General features: G+C 29.3%; 10 protein-coding genes. 7 read left to right on the top strand and 3 right to left on the bottom strand.

The features are described from left to right. The first annotated feature begins 80 nt into the window (after positions 1 to 80). Complete coding sequence (locus ABDZ60_RS04465) at positions 81 to 2801, top strand: ABC transporter ATP-binding protein/permease (RefSeq protein WP_343776376.1); 2721 nt, start codon at positions 81 to 83, stop codon at positions 2799 to 2801. Between the two features lie 168 nt (positions 2802 to 2969). Then, a complete protein-coding gene (locus tag ABDZ60_RS04470) occupies positions 2970 to 4709 on the top strand; it encodes an ammonium transporter (RefSeq protein WP_343776378.1) in 1740 nt (579 codons plus the stop codon). Positions 4710 to 4852: 143 nt separating this feature from the next. On the opposite strand, the gene ABDZ60_RS04475 is transcribed toward ABDZ60_RS04470, so the two are convergent. Next, positions 4853 to 5251 carry a hypothetical protein gene (locus ABDZ60_RS04475; RefSeq protein WP_343776380.1) on the bottom strand — a complete coding sequence of 133 codons (399 nt, stop codon included), beginning with the start codon at positions 5249 to 5251 and terminating at the stop codon, positions 4853 to 4855. Positions 5252 to 5597: 346 nt separating this feature from the next. Here ABDZ60_RS04475 and gltS point away from each other — a divergent pair, with 346 nt between their 5' ends. After that, positions 5598 to 6794 (top strand): sodium/glutamate symporter, encoded by a 1197-nt coding sequence (gltS, locus tag ABDZ60_RS04480; RefSeq protein ID WP_343776382.1) that lies wholly within the window; start codon positions 5598 to 5600, stop codon positions 6792 to 6794. A gap of 67 nt (positions 6795 to 6861) precedes the next feature. On the opposite strand, the gene ABDZ60_RS04485 is transcribed toward gltS, so the two are convergent. Next, positions 6862 to 7284, bottom strand: coding sequence for a GNAT family N-acetyltransferase (locus ABDZ60_RS04485; RefSeq protein WP_343776384.1), 423 nt, complete (start codon positions 7282 to 7284; stop codon positions 6862 to 6864). A gap of 189 nt (positions 7285 to 7473) precedes the next feature. Between ABDZ60_RS04485 and ABDZ60_RS04490 the strand changes: the two genes are divergently transcribed. Beyond that, positions 7474 to 8292 (top strand): peptidoglycan recognition protein family protein, encoded by an 819-nt coding sequence (locus ABDZ60_RS04490; RefSeq protein WP_343776386.1) that lies wholly within the window; start codon positions 7474 to 7476, stop codon positions 8290 to 8292. Between the two features lie 165 nt (positions 8293 to 8457). Here ABDZ60_RS04490 and ABDZ60_RS04495 read toward each other — a convergent pair whose 3' ends face one another. Beyond that, the gene (locus tag ABDZ60_RS04495; protein WP_343776388.1) at positions 8458 to 9333 is read right to left on the bottom strand and encodes an AraC family transcriptional regulator; all 876 of its coding nucleotides are present in this window, start codon (positions 9331 to 9333) and stop codon (positions 8458 to 8460) included. 148 nt (positions 9334 to 9481) lie between these two features. On the opposite strand from ABDZ60_RS04495, the gene ABDZ60_RS04500 reads away from it, so the two are divergent. From ABDZ60_RS04500 to ABDZ60_RS04510, 3 genes are all read left to right on the top strand, one after another. Continuing rightward, entirely contained in the window at positions 9482 to 10540 is a 1059-nt protein-coding gene (locus tag ABDZ60_RS04500; RefSeq protein WP_343776390.1) for a peptidyl-prolyl cis-trans isomerase, read from the top strand. A 91-nt stretch (positions 10541 to 10631) separates the two neighbouring features. Then, positions 10632 to 13292 carry a discoidin domain-containing protein gene (locus ABDZ60_RS04505; protein WP_343776392.1) on the top strand — a complete coding sequence of 887 codons (2661 nt, stop codon included), beginning with the start codon at positions 10632 to 10634 and terminating at the stop codon, positions 13290 to 13292. Between the two features lies 1 nt (position 13293). Beyond that, a complete protein-coding gene (locus tag ABDZ60_RS04510) occupies positions 13294 to 17334 on the top strand; it encodes a fibronectin type III domain-containing protein (protein ID WP_343776394.1) in 4041 nt (1346 codons plus the stop codon). Positions 17335 to 17573: the final 239 nt, after the last annotated feature.

A 17573-nucleotide genomic window follows, 5' to 3' on the forward strand; every position in this document is an offset into this window, starting at 1 on the left:
TGGAAAATATTATATATTTAATTTTAAATCTATTAAAGTATGGTAAAATAATCTTTATACAAAAGGAAAGGAGTTTTAAGATGCTACAAATTAAAAATATTAAAAAACAATATATAACTGGCGATTTGGTACAAAATGCTTTAAATGATGTTAGTTTGAATTTAAGAAATAATGAATTTGTTGCTATTTTAGGACCTAGTGGTTCTGGAAAGACAACATTATTAAATATTATTGGTGGGTTAGATCATTATGATTCTGGAGATTTAATTATCAATGATATTTCTACGAAGAAGTATACTGATAGAGATTGGGATTCATATAGAAATCATACAATAGGATTTGTATTTCAAAGCTATAACCTAATTCCTCATCAAACAATATTATCAAATGTAGAATTAGCTCTAACAATTTCAGGTATATCTAAGAGTGAAAGAAGAAAAAAAGCAATTAAGGCATTAGAAGAAGTAGGTTTAGGTGATCAAATTCACAAAAAACCAAATCAAATGTCAGGTGGCCAAATGCAACGTGTTGCCATTGCTCGTGCCTTAGTTAATAACCCTGATATTCTACTTGCTGATGAGCCAACAGGAGCCTTAGATAGTGATACTAGTATGCAGGTTATGGAATTATTAAAAGAAGTAGCTAAAGAGAGACTGGTTGTTATGGTTACTCATAATCCAGAATTAGCTCAAGAATATGCAACTAGAATTGTAAGGGTAAAGGATGGGGTTATATTAGAGGATACTGATCCTTTTATTATCGAAGAAGAGAAAGAAGTAATAGAACATAAGAATATGGGTAAATCTTCCATGTCATTTCTTACAGCCTTATCATTAAGCTTCAATAATCTTCGTACTAAAAAAGCCAGAACATTTTTAACTGCATTTGCAGGATCTATAGGGATTATTGGTATAGCATTAATCTTATCTTTATCCACAGGTGTAAATACCTATATAGAAGATATTCAAAAAGATACAATGACTTCTTATCCAATTGCCATTGAATCACAAGCTTTTGATTTAAGTGGAATAATTGAAAGTGGTAGAGAAAATTCTGGTAATAAAGATCAAGATGTTAATCATGAATTAGATGCAATTTATTCTAATAATACTGAATTGGAAATGACATCAAGTATGACAACAAGTATTAGTGAAAACAATCTAACACAATTTAAGAAATATTTAGATGATGAAAATAGTGAAATTCATCAATTTATTGGTGAAAATGGTATTGTCTATTCTTATGATGTGAAATTTGATGCATTTACTTATGATAGTGAAAATAAATTTATTAATACAGATGGAAGTTCTTTTGAAGATTCTAATTCTATGGCAATGCCACCAGCTATGGGAGGTAACTCTAGCGGAATGCCATCAGTTATGGGAGGAAATAGATCAAATTCTAATTTTTCTGAATTGATGCCTGGTACTGGTGATAAGGTTATTAGCGATGCTTTAAAAGATAGTTATGATATTTTATATGGTGAATGGCCAACAAAATATAATGAAGTTGTATTGGCCCTTAATAAAAATAATGAAATTTCTTCAAAAACTTTATATGAATTAGGAATATTGCCTGCTTCTGAATATAAAAAGGTAATGAAAGATATGGAGGAGGGTAAAGAGGTTAGTTTAGAAACAAGACAATGGACTTATGAGGATATAGCAAAACAAGAATTTTACTTAATTCCTGCTAGTGATAAATATGTAAAGAATCATTATGGCACATTTGATTTGATTGAGGATGAGGCACAACTTGAAGAACTATTAGATAGTGCAGTTAAACTTCAAATTAGCGGAGTTATTCGTCAAAAGGAAGATGCTAATTTATCCATTAATTCTACATTAGGATACACAAGGTTACTTACTGATTATCTTATTAATTACGCAAATGAAAGTGTTGTTGTGAAATCACAATTAGATAATAAAGAAGTTAATGTATTAAATGGAATGACATTTACACCAGCTGATGATTCAACAAAAGTTAAAGATGCTAAAACTTATGTTGAACAATTAGGTATATCTGATAAAGCAAGCTTAGCTATGTCCATTATGAAATCTGAAAATATGATGTTAGGACAAATGATGGCTATGGGGGAAAATGAATTAGCTAGTATGTTTGATCAATATTTAGCTAGCGCTGGTGATGAAACATTAATTAAGATATATGATGAATATATATCTACAGGTAATTATGATGATAATTTAAGTGCATTTGGAGTTGTTAGTTTAGATGCACCTACTTCAATTAATATTTATGCGGATAGTTTTGAGGCAAAGGAAGAAATTTCAAGATGTATAGAAGAATACAATGCTAGTGCTTCAGAAGAAAATAAAATTACTTATACTGATTATGTTGCTTTATTAATGTCTTCAATCACAACAATAATAGATGTTATTTCTTATGTATTGATTGCATTTGTTGGAGTATCATTAGTTGTTTCTTCAATAATGATTGGGATTATTACTTATATTTCAGTACTTGAAAGAACAAAAGAAATTGGTATATTACGTGCAATAGGTGCTTCAAAAGGTAATATTAGTCAAGTGTTTAATGCAGAAACATTTATTATCGGGTTATTTTCTGGTTTGATAGGTATTGCTGTTACATTATTGCTTTTAATACCTACAAATATAGTGATTCACTCATTAACTGATACTACAACAATAAATGCCAGATTACCGGTAAGTAGTGCTTTCATATTAATTGGTTTAAGTGTGATTTTAACATTAATTGGAGGCTTGATTCCTGCGAAAAAAGCAGCTAAAAAAGATCCGGTAACTGCATTAAGAACAGAGTAAATTTAAAGGGGAAAATATTTAGAAAAAATATTAAAAATATAGATTTTCAAATATTGACAGCAAATATTTGGTGTGATATCATTAGAACATTAAAAAAAGAGAGAGCAAAGACGTTCTATTAAGAAAGTCTTTGCTCTCTTTTTTTATTTTATAAAGGGGGTATTTATTATGAATTCTACAATGATAATTGACACCGTTTGGGTATTTCTTGCAGCTATTTTAGTTTTCTTTATGAATCTTGGTTTTGCATCAGTTGAGGCAGGTTTTGCAAGATCAAAAAATACTGTTAATATTCTATCAAAAAACTTTATTGTATTTGCAGTTTCATCCTTAGGATTTATGCTGCTTGGTTGGGGGATAATGTTTGGGGGAGATAATCCATTTATAGGAACAGAAAATTTGTTTATTTTAGGAAATGCGGACTTATCTTTCTATAATGACACATTAACATCAAATGTTCCCTTTTGGGGCAAATTTTTCTTTCAATTAGTTTTCTGTGGAACTGCAGCAACTATAGTTTCTGGTGCTGTAGCAGAACGTGTAAAATATTTATCATTTATTATCTTCTCGTTTGTATTAACTCTAATAATTTATCCAATAGTAGGTCACTGGATATGGGGCGGCGGTTGGCTTGCAAATATTGGATTTATGGATTTTGCAGGTGATACTGTAGTTCATTCAGTTGGAGGTTGGGCGGCACTTGCTGGTGCATTAATCCTTGGACCACGTATTGGAAAATACAGCAAAGATGGCAAGATAAAAGCAATTCCAGGTCATAATATGTCTTTAGCAGTTATAGGTTTATTTATACTTTGGCTTGGTTGGTTTGGATTTAATCCAGGATCTACTATGAGCTTTCAAAATCCAGATGATGTAATGCATATATTAATGACAACTAATACTGCGGCTATTGCAGCTATATTAACATCTACTGCCACTGCTTGGATTATAATAGGAAAACCTGATTTAGGAATGACTATAAATGGATGTCTTGCAGGTTTAGTAGCAATTACAGGAAGTTGTGCCTATGTTAGTATTGAAGCTTCTTTATTAATTGGTGCTATTGCAGGAATATTAGTTGTATATGCAGTAATGTTCTTTGATAAAGTAAAGGTTGATGATCCTGTTGGGGCAACAGCAGTCCATCTAGCTTGTGGTGTTTTTGGGACAATCTGTGTTGGTCTATTTGCAAAGGAAGGAATTACAAGCCTATCTACTCAAAATGGTTTATTTTATGGTGGTGGATTCCAGTTGTTATGGGCTCAAATTATAGGAATAGTTGCTGTAGGTGCCTTCGTATTTGCTTCATCTCTACTTGTTTGGTATTTAATTAAAAAGACAATAGGAATTCGTGTATCTGCTGAAGAAGAAATAGCAGGTCTTGATATTGGTGAACATGGAAATATAGCTTATCCAGATTTTGCTTTAGTTGCAAGTGGAAATGGATATATAAATAGTATTGAAGATATAAATATAGAGGTTACAGATAATTCTAAAGATACTGTTCCAGCAAATGTCGCAGTTCCTGTAGTTCATAAAGAACATTCAGGTGATAAGATGACAAAGGTTACTATAATAACAAACCAAAACAAATTATCTGCATTACAAGATGCTCTTGGAAATCTTGGAGTAACTGGTCTTACAGTTACAAATGTTCTTGGACATGGTATGCAAAAAGGAAATCCAACCTTCTTTAGAGGAGTTCCTATGGATACAAGATTACTTCCTAAAGTTAAAGTAGATGTTGTAATATGTAAGATTCCAATTGAAACTTTAGTTGACACAGTTAAAAAGGTACTTTATACAGGTAATATTGGTGATGGGAAGATATTTATATATGATGTAGAAGACGTAATTAAAATTCGTACTAATGAACATGGATATGATGCATTACAAGATGAAGAATAGTGACATCTTAAAAAAATTATATAATTTAAATAAAAATATATAGATAATATAAGAGTAAAAAGACTGTATCTAAATTATTTTATAATAAAGTAATTTAAATACAGTCTATAAATTTTTAATTACATAGTTATAAAATAACTAATTTATTTGCATTCCCTAGAGTTTTCGTGATTGTATTTACACCAATTAAAGTAATCTTCATAGTCATACTTATTAGATTTCTTGTCGCACTTATCATCATGAACTTTTTTACAACATATACAGCATATATAACAAGAAGCAGGCTTCTTGCCATTACATTTACTTTCGTGATTATTTTCTTGTTTTTTGCAACATTTATCATGGTGTTTGCAATCGTGTTTATCATAGTCATCATTATTTTTGCAGCATCTATCATGCTTATTACTTTCTTGTTCTTTATAAAATCTATCAAAATAATCATTTTCATGATTATTTTTCTTATTATAATTATTATCATCATAATATTCATTATCATAATCAGTGTAATCATTATAGAATCTATTATTTGAATTACATGTCATAGCAAATTCATCTCCACTAAGATTTATTTTTATAATACACATAGTCTATAATATGTTAATTATATCAAAAGTGTTACAGAGTTGAATAAATTACATAATAGAAATGAGTAATTTTTATTGAAAAGTAATTTATTTTAATTTATAATATGATGTACTATATTTAATTCTATCTTTTTTATATTAGTTAAGAGATAGTATGTAATGGAACCTTATACCAATTTGGGATGTTTTAGCATCTCTTTTTTATTTTATATTATTTTTTTATACGATTTCATTTCATTAAATATAGTTTAACTTAAGAAAAACAAATATATAAGACTTATATATTAGAGAGGTGAGTGAATACATGGAATTTAAACTAGATATATTTCAAACAATGGCATTAGCAACAGTTGTATTTTACTTTGGAGGATACTTGCGAAAAAAAATAAGATTTCTAGAAAAATATTGTATACCGTCTGCAGTAATTGGAGGTATGATTTTTTCGATAATTGCTCTTATTTTAAGGTTAACAAATGTAGCATCAATAAGTTTAGACACTACATTACAAAATGTTTTTATGACTGCGTTTTTTACAAGCATAGGATATACAGCTAGTCTTAGAGTATTAAAAAATGGAGGAGTAAAAGTAGCAATTTTTCTGACACTGTCAGTAATACTTGTAATTTTGCAAGATATAGTTGGTGTTTCATTAGCATCAATATTTAATATTAATCCATTATTAGGTCTAGCTACAGGATCAATTCCTTTAGTTGGAGGGCATGGAACATCAGGTTCTTTTGGACCACTTTTAGAGAATCTTGGTGTTAGTGGGGCTACTACAGTATCTTTTGCATCAGCAACATTTGGATTAGTGATGGGAAGTATTTTAGGTGGCTTTATTGCGAAAACCTTAATAGAGAAAAATAATATTAAAACATCTAAAGAATATCATGATAAAGATATTCCTTTAAGTGACTTTCATCATGATGAAACTGCAGTTCTATCATATAATAGACTTATGAAGGCATCATCATGGATATTTATAGCCATGGGGTTAGGTTCAATTATAACCAAATATATTCAAAGTCTAGGATTAACGTTTCCATCATATATAGGAGCAATGCTTGTAGCAGCAGTTATAAAAAACATACTAGATTTTAAGAAATTTGAACTTGAAGACAAGGAAATAGAAACTATAGGAGGAATTAGTCTTTCTTTCTATCTTTCATTAGCATTAATGGGATTAAAGCTATGGGAGTTATTTGATCTAGCAATTCCGATGATAGTTATGCTTGTTTCTCAAACAATCCTTATGGGGATTTTTGCTTATATAGTTATGTTTAGAGTTATGGGAAGAAATTATGATGCAGCAGTTTTTGCATCAGCTGCTTGTGGATTTGGAATGGGATCAACAGCCAATGCAATAGCTAATATGGATGCATTAACTGATAAATATGGATTTAGTGAAACCCCATATTTTGTAGTACCAATTGTAGGTGGTTTATTCATTGATTTCATAAATTCGGCTGTAATTACTTTATTTATAAATATATTTGGATAATAAATAAAAATTATATTCGCTAAAAAGTTCCAATACAAAAGTAGTTTTGTATTGGAACTTTTTTATATTATTCTATTAATCCTTTATTTTTCATTCTTTCCATATCAATAAACAATCCCATACCTGTTTTTAAATGCCCGAATCCCAATTTTTCATAGAAAGGCTCCTTCCCTTTTGCAGCATATAAAATGAAGTTACAGTTAGGAAGTCTTTTAGTTATATTATTTAAAATTAATCTTCCAATTCCCTTACCTTGATATTCTGGAGCTATTGCTAAGTCATAAATAGCTGCTTGTCTAATACCATCTGAAATAGCTCTTCCAAATCCCATTAGAGTATCATTATCAAAAACAAATATAACAGTATGGCTGTTTTCAAAAGAAATTTTATGAGTTTCATTATCAGAATAAGACATACCAACAGTTTTTAATATTTTAACTACATCATTCCAATTAACATTTAAACAATTATCTTGAACTCTCAAGCTCATAAATAAACACCTCATTTTAATCTATAAAATTAATTTATATTATAGCATAAAGTCTATATCTATTAAGTTAAAAAATACTTACAAAATAATTTAAGGAAATTTTTAAAAAATTTTTTAAAGTGCATATGTAATAGATGTAGGAAGCTAGCTTCAAAAATAAAAATTAAATTAAAAAGGAGAGGATTTAAAATGGCTTTAGTACAAAGACTTATATCATCAGACAAATACAGTATAAAGTGTCCATATTCTATGACACCAAAGGGGATATGCATTCATAACACTGCAAATGATGCAACTGCATCAAATGAAATATCTTATATGCAATCAAATACTAACAGTGTATCTTTTCACATTGCAATAGATGATGTGGAAGCTATTCAAGGAATACCTTTTAATCGTAATGCTTGGCATGCAGGAGATGGCTCAACTGGAGATGGAAACAGAAATTATATATCTGTTGAAATTTGTTATTCAAAATCAGGTGGAACTAAATTTATAAATGCTGAAAAAAGAGCAGCAAAGGAAGTTGCAGCACTATTAAAACAATATGGATGGGGTATAGCTCAAATTAGAAAACATCAAGACTTCAGTGGGAAATATTGCCCTCATAGAACATTAGATATGGGATGGCAAAGGTTCTTAAATATGATTCAAGATGAACTAGATATATTAAACCCACCAACAACTGAATTATATAGGGTTAGAAAAACATGGGAAGATGCAGCATCACAAATAGGAGCATTTAGTAACTTGCAAAATGCAAAAGATTGTGCAGATGCAAATCCTGGGTATAGTGTATTTAATAGTAGTGGAGTTAAAATATATCCAGTTTCAAATATAGTAGTAGGATCTAAAGTAAAAGTTATAGGAAATAATTATGCAACAGGGGAAGTAATTCCAGATTGGGTTAAGCAAGGAACATACACAGTTAGCCAAATAGTAGATAATAAAGCATTATTAAAAGAAATAACAAGTTGGGTGTATTTAAAAGATTTAGTACTTGCGTAGAACAATTAAAGAATGAAGAGATGAAAGAAGTGAAATAAAATTACTTCAAAATTTAGAAATTTAAAAAAGAGTAGATGAATCTAAGAGAGATTTATCTACTCTTTTTTACATCGAAATATAAAAGTTTCAAATTTTCAATATATCATATATAGATCTTTTAGTACGTTAATTCTTAATTAATAATTTTTTATACTTGCGAGGATTAATTCCTATAATATTTTTAAATAGCTTGGAAAAATGCTGTACATCTCCAAGACCAACATTTAAAGATATATCAGTTAAGGAATTATCTGTAGTAATCATCAAATTTATAGCCTGATTAATTCTATAAATATTCAAGTATTGAAGAACCGTTAAATTAGTTGCTTCATTAAATAGCTTACTTAAATAACGAGAAGATATGTTAAGATGATTTGCAATATCAGATATTAATATTTTTTCAGCATAATTTTTTTGAATATATTTAAAAGCAAATAGAACGTAACGAGGAGTAATTTCTGATTTAGGGCTAAGAAAAAATGATGTTATATTTTCTCTCTTTACAATATAAAGTAGAACTTCGATTAAATGTAAATTACAGAATATTTCAGAAAATAAGTCTGTGCTGTTTTTTTCATTAAGAATTGAATACAATAATGAAATTATATCTTCATTTGGAATTAATTTATAATAGTTTGTTATTGAACATATAAGTGTGAGAATATCAATTTGAATTTCATTTTCTTTTATAAAAAGAGAATTTAATTCAGAAGGTTCAAAATGTATATGAATAAACTTACATGATACATCTGAATCTAGATAAAAAGAGTGAACAGTATTTGGTAGTATCATAACAAGACTACCAGCTTCAGCTACTATAGTTTCTTTAGCAATATCCATTTTGCAAAATCCTTCTATAAAATAATAGACTTCAATATTTTGATGTATATGCTTTGGAAAGCAGTAAAAGTTATCTCTTTTCTGAATAGTAGCACTTTGAATAATACTCTTGTTTATATATGTTGAACTATAACATGCTGTATTTGTATTAATTTGAATCATATGTATCTCCTTTCTTTATTCCGAATTATACAAGTTTTATCATAAAACAGACTTTATCGTACAAGAAGTGTTTTCCTATTATTGGTATGATTATAGTATAAGTTATTAACTAATATATTACAAATAGCTAATACGAGAGGAGAGAGAAATGAAGAAAAAAATAACTTTTTTTATGATATGTATAGTACTACTAATACTAGTGTCAGGTTCATTTTTGTTTTTTAAAAATAATAGTAGTCTAAAGTTAGAAATATCTAGCGTTAAAATTCATGACGATGAATACATAAACGCAATGAATAGTAAAAAGTATGATGTAACTCAATATTTCATAGAAAAGTATGGAGCTAAAATAACTAATGAGTTTTGGGAAAAGGATTTCAATGGAGAATATCCTTATAAAGTTCTAGCAGATAAAACTTTAGAAGAGTTATTAAGGATACATAGTATCTATGAAATAGCAAAAGAAGAAGGATATGTAGATTCTGTAGAATATAAGGATTTTATAATACGATTTGATGATGAAAATAAGAAAAGAGAAGAAAGTAGAAAGAAGGGAGAAACAATTTACGGATTGTCTAAATTTACAGAAGCTCTCTTTTTAGAATATGAAACAGATAAGCTTCAAAAGTCTTATTGTAATGATTTAAATAATGAAGGCATGAAAATTTCATCAGATGATGGAAGAAGATATTATGATGAAAATAAAGATACGTTGTTTATAAAAAATGATGACTTCGAATTATCTTTTGTAAAGGTATACTATGAGTCCTTAGGGTTAAATGAAGAAGAGGTTAAGGATATAAAAAGTCATATGGTGGAGGTAAGTAAAAAGGTAGATGATATTAATTCTTTATTATATTTAGCTTCAAAAGATGAAAAATTAAAAGATTATTTGTCTCACGAGACTATTTTATCGGCAGAGCTATCTGCAAAAGCTAAAGTAATGGGAGATGTATTAGATATTGCTATAGAGCTTGAAAAGGGGGAGATAACTCAAGTATTAGATCAAAACGGATGTTTATATTTAATTCAATGTATTAATCGAGTAAGTTACGACTACATACCTTATGAGGAGGTGAAAGATAATATTAATAAAGTATTGAGGGAAAATCTTTATGATGAAATTGTTGAAGAACGTGCTAGGAATTTAGCCATTAGTAATGATATTGATAATATTTATAAGTTTACAAAGAAAAATATAAAGTAAAAGACAATTAAATTATGTATTTTAAATTTTATAATAATATATTTATTTTTCTACTAAATGTAATAACAACATTATATAAGGGGGAGGAAGTATGAGAAAAAAGTTAGCACTGGTTATTTGTTTAACTCTATTTATTGAAATATTTAATAATATAGGAATATCAATTGCTTTTGCAGAGGAAAATTCTACTCGTGCTGTTGGAAGAGATTATTATATAAGTAGTCTTAATGGTAATAACAGTAATGATGCTACAACAGAAGATAAGGCATGGGAAACATTAGATAAACTCGATGATGTTAAATTACAACCAGGTGATAGAGTGTTATTAGAATCAGGTTCAGTGTTTAATGGATTTATACATTTAAAAGATGTTAGTGGAACAAAAGAAAATCCAATAGAAATTACAAAGTATGGTGGAGATATAAAGCCTGTTATCAATGGAAATGGTGAAGGGGTTTGGTATCAAGATTATGTACAACCTATGGATAACTCAGGTCATAGAAGCAAAGGTTATGTATCATCTACAATTCTGCTTTATGATACAGATTTTATAAAAATAAATAATTTAGAGATAACAAATAAATCTAATGATTTTGATTATTTAAGTGAAAGTGACAAAGTAGCTCAAAGAATGGATAGAACAGGTGTAGCTGGAATTGCTAAAAATGGTGGTACGATGGAGTATATTCATCTAGAAAATTTATCTATCCATGATGTTGATGGAAATATTCAAGATAAACACATGAATAATGGTGGAATACAAATGAATGTTCTGAAGCCTGATAATGAAGATAAAACAGGAATAGCAAGATACCAAGATATTTTAATTAAAGGATGTCATGTAAAAGATGTATCTCGTGCAGGAATAGTTGTAGGATATACTTATAATCATGCTAAATTTAATGGTACAGCAATTAGTGATGATGTTATTGAAAAATATGGTCATACAAATGTTTTAATAGAAGAAAATTATGTTCAGAATTCTGGAAATGATGCATTAGTAGTAATGTATGCATATCGCCCAATAGTACAAGGAAATGTTTCAGATAAAGCAGGAGTCGATATGCTTGAATATAGCTATTGGCAAAATTTCTGCGCAGCCATATGGCCATGGAAAACTAAGGATGCTATATTCCAATATAATGAAGCCTTTGATACAATTGGCCAAAACAATGGAGATGGTCAAGCGTGGGATATCGATTGGTCTGATGGAACAATATATCAATATAACTACAGCCATAACAATGGTGGAGGTGCTATGCTTATATGTTTAAATGAAGCATATAATGGGATATTCAGATATAACATTAGTCAAAATGACTTAAAGTGTTTAATTACGTTCCAAGGAAATCCATTAGCTAAAGTATATAACAATGTATTTTATGTTGGTGGTGATCTTGCAACAAGAATACATCACCCAGCTACTGGTAATAAAGACAGTGGATCTGGATATTTGGCAAATAATATTTTCTATAATATAAGTACAGAAAATCCGAATGATCCTTGGGAACCGTCAAACAATAAGACTTTTACAAATAATTTGTATTATGGATACAATTCAACTCCAAGAACAGATAAATTTGCAATTACTGAAGATCCAAAGTTTATAAATCCAGGTTCAGCGCCTACAGAAACTATTAGTAAAGCTCATGATTTAAGTGCATTTTCTGGATATAAGGTTTCAGAAGATTCACCTGTAGTTAATGCAGGCGTTTATATATCAGGAGCACCGGATAAAGATTTCTTTGGAAATCCATCTGGATTAATTCCTGATATAGGAATTCATGAAGTAAATATAAAAGATGAAGGATCAATTAATGAAATCTACTCAAATGTATATAAGATAAATGAAAATGGTATAGGGGAAGTAATAAGTGGAACAAAAGTAGAAGATTTTAAGAATAATTTTAAATATTCTAGTGGAACTAAATTACAAGTATTAAGAGGAACTGAGGAGTTAGGTAATGATGGCATCGTAAAAGATAAAGATATATTAAAGGTAACTTTCTCAGATAATTCAACTGAAGAATATGTGATAAATATACTTAAAGTACTTAAGTCAACTAAGTATTATATAAGAGAAAGTACTGTTGAAGGTGTAATTATAGGAACTAATGTAGATGACTTTCTAAAAAGCTTTACTTATTTAGGGGTAAGTGATTTAGTTGTAATAAGAAATAATGAAGAATTAGCTGGTGGAGAAGTTATAAAGAATGATGATAAATTAAGGGTAACTTTTGATGATAATTCAGTCAAGGAATATACAATTATTATTAAAAAAGAATTTGTAGAATATTCTGTAGTAGGTATGACTGCAACTGATGGAAGCCATCAAGAAGGTAATTCAACAGAAGGTCCAGGAAGTTTTGCACTAGATGATAATTTATCTACTATATGGCACACAAATTGGAATGGATGCAGAAGGGAAGAAGCATGGATAAGTATTGATATGGGAAAAGTTCAACCTATTTCAATGTTAAAATATGTTCCAAGGACTAGTGTTGCAAATGGAATAATAACAAAGTATGCAATTTATATTAAAGAAAATGCAGGTGATGAATGGACTAAGATCACAACAGAAAATAATATTTGGGAAAGAAGTACATCAATAAAATATGCATATTTTAATACTGTTAATGCAAGGTACGTAAAACTGCATGCAGAAGAAAGTTATACAACTACAAGTAGTATTTATGCATCAGCTGCAGAAGTAAGACTAGGGTTTGAAAAGAATTATGAGGAGGTAAGATAATATGAAAAAGAAAATTCTTTCTATGGCCTTATCCTGCTCAATACTGTTTAATATATTTACTTTACCATTAAGTGCTAAGGCAGAAACATTAGGAAATGAAGTAAAAGGTACTACTTATTATGTAAGTACATTAGATGGTAGTGATAATAATGATGGATTATCAGAAAATAAAGCTTTTTATAGTTTGCAAAAAATCAATGAAATAGAATTAAATCCTGGTGATAGAGTTTTGTTAGAAGCAGGTTCTGTCTTTACAAATGGATTTTTACACATTAAAGGCAGTGGTTCTGAGGAAGCGCCTATTGAAATAGATAAATATGGAGAAGGAAGTAACCCTATAATAAATACAAATGGTCAAGGAATCTGGTATCAGGATTATGGAAAACCATTAGATAGTTCTAGCCATAAATTAAAAGGTTATGTATCCTCATCAATTTTATTGTACGATGTAGAGTATATTAATATTAGAAATTTGGAGATAACTAATGAGTCCCTAGAAATAGATGCAAAGTATAACTATCTTCATACTATGAATCGTACAGGAGTTGCAGCTGTTGCACAAAATAAAGGAACTATAGACCATATTTATTTAGATGGCTTAAATATTCATGATGTTATTGGAAATGTTTATGATAAGCATATGAATAATGGAGGAATTTATTTTACCGTATTTAAGCCGAAGAACGAAGTAGAAACAGGAATATCTAGATATAATGACATAAAGATTGAAAACTGTATTGTAGATAATGTTAACCGTTGGGGAATAGCTGTTGGATATACAGCTTATTGGGATAAATTCACAGCTGCTGTAATTCCAGATGAAACAATAGCTAAATATGGATCAACAAAAGTTGAAATCAGAAATAATTATATAAAGGATGCAGGCGGAGATGCTATTACAACGATGTATTGCGATAGACCTATTATTGAATATAATGTTTCTGATGGAATTGCAAGACAAATTAATACAACTGACTATTCAGAAACTGGTTCTGGAAGAGTTGCAGCAGCTATTTGGCCGTGGAAATGTAAAGATGCAATATTCCAATATAATGAAGCATTTGATACTTGTTTAAATCAAGATGGTCAAGCTTGGGATGCAGATTATGGAGATGGAACAATATATCAATATAACTATAGCCATAATAATGGTGGCGGCGCAGTTATGATTTGTGGAATAGATGCAATTAATACAATATTCCGTTACAACATAAGTGAAAATGATTTAGGTGGAGTTTTAAATATACCAGGTAATCCTAGAGCGGATATATATAATAATACATTTTATATGAAAGAGGGCATTCCATTTATACGTCCTGGTATGGCAGGTGGAGTTGCAGTTATAGAAAATAATATTATTTATAATGCAGGTGCAGAAAAAACAGAGGACTGGACAAGAGGCAATAGTAAAGTAACTTATAGCCATAACTTATATTATAATTATAGTAATTTACCAATAGATAATGCTGCTATTACATCAGATCCTAAGTTTGTTAATGCGGGGAATGGGCCTACGCAATATACAGGTATTACTCCAAGTAGTGATAAAAGAATTACACATGACTTAAGCAAATTTGAAGGATATGAATTACAGAATGATTCCCCAGCAATAAATACAGGTAAATTCATTACAAATAATGGAGGCTTTGATTTCTTTGGAAATAAGGTAGCTGGAACTCCAGATATTGGAGCATATGAATCAAATGTTGCTTCTTTAGAGGTGTATTCATCTATATATCAAGTAAATAATGAAAATTTTAGTATTTCAGGTACAGAAAGAAATATATTAGTTAAAGATTTCTTAAAAAATTTATCTTATGATGATGATGTAACTTTAGTTATCAAAAATGTGTCTGGAAAAACACTAGGAGAAAATGATATCGTAACTGGTGGAAGTAAAATCACTTTATCTGCAAACGGTAAAACAAAGGTATATACTATTTCAGCTAATGAAGATAATTCTATTAAAGATAGTATATATATGATAAAAGAAAGCGGAAAGATTTTATATATACCAAGTGTTGAAAATAATCCAACAAAAGTACAAGAAGTTATACAAGGAATAACTGTTCATAGCACAGCAACCATTAAGATTTTTGATGGAACAAGTGAAGTAAAAGATGGAAGTATTTCAGATGGAATGACATTAAAAGTTATTGCCGAAAATGGTGCTGAAAATGTATATACTATCAATGTTAAAAATAGTTATCAATGGGCATTAGATTATACAGGAAAACAAGGTAATGTGTGGTTTGCTCAAAAGAAAGTAAATGGAATATATAGCAATTTGACGAGTTATGATACTACTTATCCTCAATGGAATGGTAATAATTATGGAGGTGTAGGAATTGATTCTCCTAATCACTCAACAATACCAAGCGAAATAACCCATGGATTATTAGTTGATACTCTTGGAACATCAGGACGTGAACAAGGACATTCTATGGTTTATAGGGTTCCTAAATCTGGAACAATAATTTTATCAGTTAAGGATAATGAGCCATATTTACGTCAAGCCGGGAATAGTGGCGGAAAAGTTAAATTAAGCTTTACTCATAATGGAGAAGAAATTAGTTCCTATGAATTAACACAAAGCTTAACAAAGATTAATGTAGAGTCTATTACTATTAATGTTCAAAAGGGTGATTTTATTCGTGTAGAAGCACAAAACATTGATAATCCAACAAGGCCATCTATTCATATTACACCAAAGGTTGAATATCAAAATATTGCAATAACTGATACAGAGGCACCAACAATACCAATGGAAATAAAAACAGATAATATTACACAAAATAGTGTGGATATTAGCTGGAAAGCTTCAACTGACAATATAGGTGTTGTAAGATATGAGATATATAATGGTGATATATTAATATCAACAGTTAGTGATGAAACTTCAGTAAAGCTAACTGGACTTACAGCTGAAACAGAATATACTTTAAGTATAAAGGCATTTGATGAAGCAGGAAATAAATCGGAAGCAGGAAGAATAACATTTATAACACCTAAGATTCCAGAAGAGCCAGTAGAAGCTGATAAAACATTATTAGAATTAGTTATAGGCTATGCTGAGGATGTAAAAGCAGAGGGAGCACTTGAAAATGTTGTTCCAGCAGTAGTTCAAGAATTCGAAGCTGCGTTACAAGAGGCTAAAGCTATTTTAGCGGATAAAAATGCTACAGAAGTTGCAGTAGATTTATCTACAAATAGACTAGTTAATGTAATTCATATGTTAGACTTTAAGAAGGCTGATAAGGCAGAACTTATAAAACTAGTTGAAATAATTAATGCTTTAGATGAAAGTAAATATACATCTTCAACTTGGGAAGAACTACAAGTTGAACTTTTAAAAGCTAATGAAGTAATAGCAAATGAAAATGCAATGGAAGAAGAAGTAGCAAAAGCTTACGAAGATTTAAACAAGGCATTCTCTAATTTAGAATTAGAAGTATCTGCTGATAAATCTAAGCTTCAACAACTAGTATCAGAAATAAAATTAAAAGTTGTAGATATGTCTAAATTTACACCAGGAACATCAGCTAAATTTAATTTAGTATTAAAAAATGCTATGGCAGTTCTAAATAATCAGGAAGCTACTCAAGAAGAAATAAATGAAGTCTATAATAGCTTAATGAGAGCTTATCTTGATTTAAGATTAATACCAGATAAATCAAAGCTTGAAGAATTAGTAAATAAAGCTAAAGCTGTGGATATATCTAAGTTTACTGTAGAAAGTGCTAATGTACTTGTTGCAAGATTAAGCAATGCAAGAACTGTTTTAAATAATGAAGAGACAACTCAAAAAGAAGTAGATGAGGCAGTAAAAGAATTAGAATTAGCTTTAAATAGTTTAGAAGTAAAACCAAATAATAATGACAACGGAAGTGGCGATAGAGATAAAACTGAAGAGGAGAGTAAAAATGGTACTATTGGTAATAGTGATTTACCAAATACAGGAGGAAGCTCACCTATAGCTACGGGATTATTAGCAACACTAATATCAATTGCTGGAGTAGTTATATTAAAAAGGAAAAAATAATAACAAATGAATTAATTTATATAAAATTTAGAAGTTTAAAAAAGAGTAGATGATCTTGAAATAAATTCATCTACTCTTTTTATAAATTTAAATAATTAAATATTTATAATTATATGAATACTCTATTTTTTTATATAGAAATATGGTATAATGAAGACAAATATAAAAGAATTTAATAATAGAAGTTCGAAGCAACTTGTTTTAGTTTATATAAGCTTATAGCTAAAATAGTTTGTTTT

It is taken from the genome of Clostridium sartagoforme, assembly GCF_039521405.1.
GTDB lineage: Bacteria > Bacillota > Clostridia > Clostridiales > Clostridiaceae > Clostridium > Clostridium sartagoforme.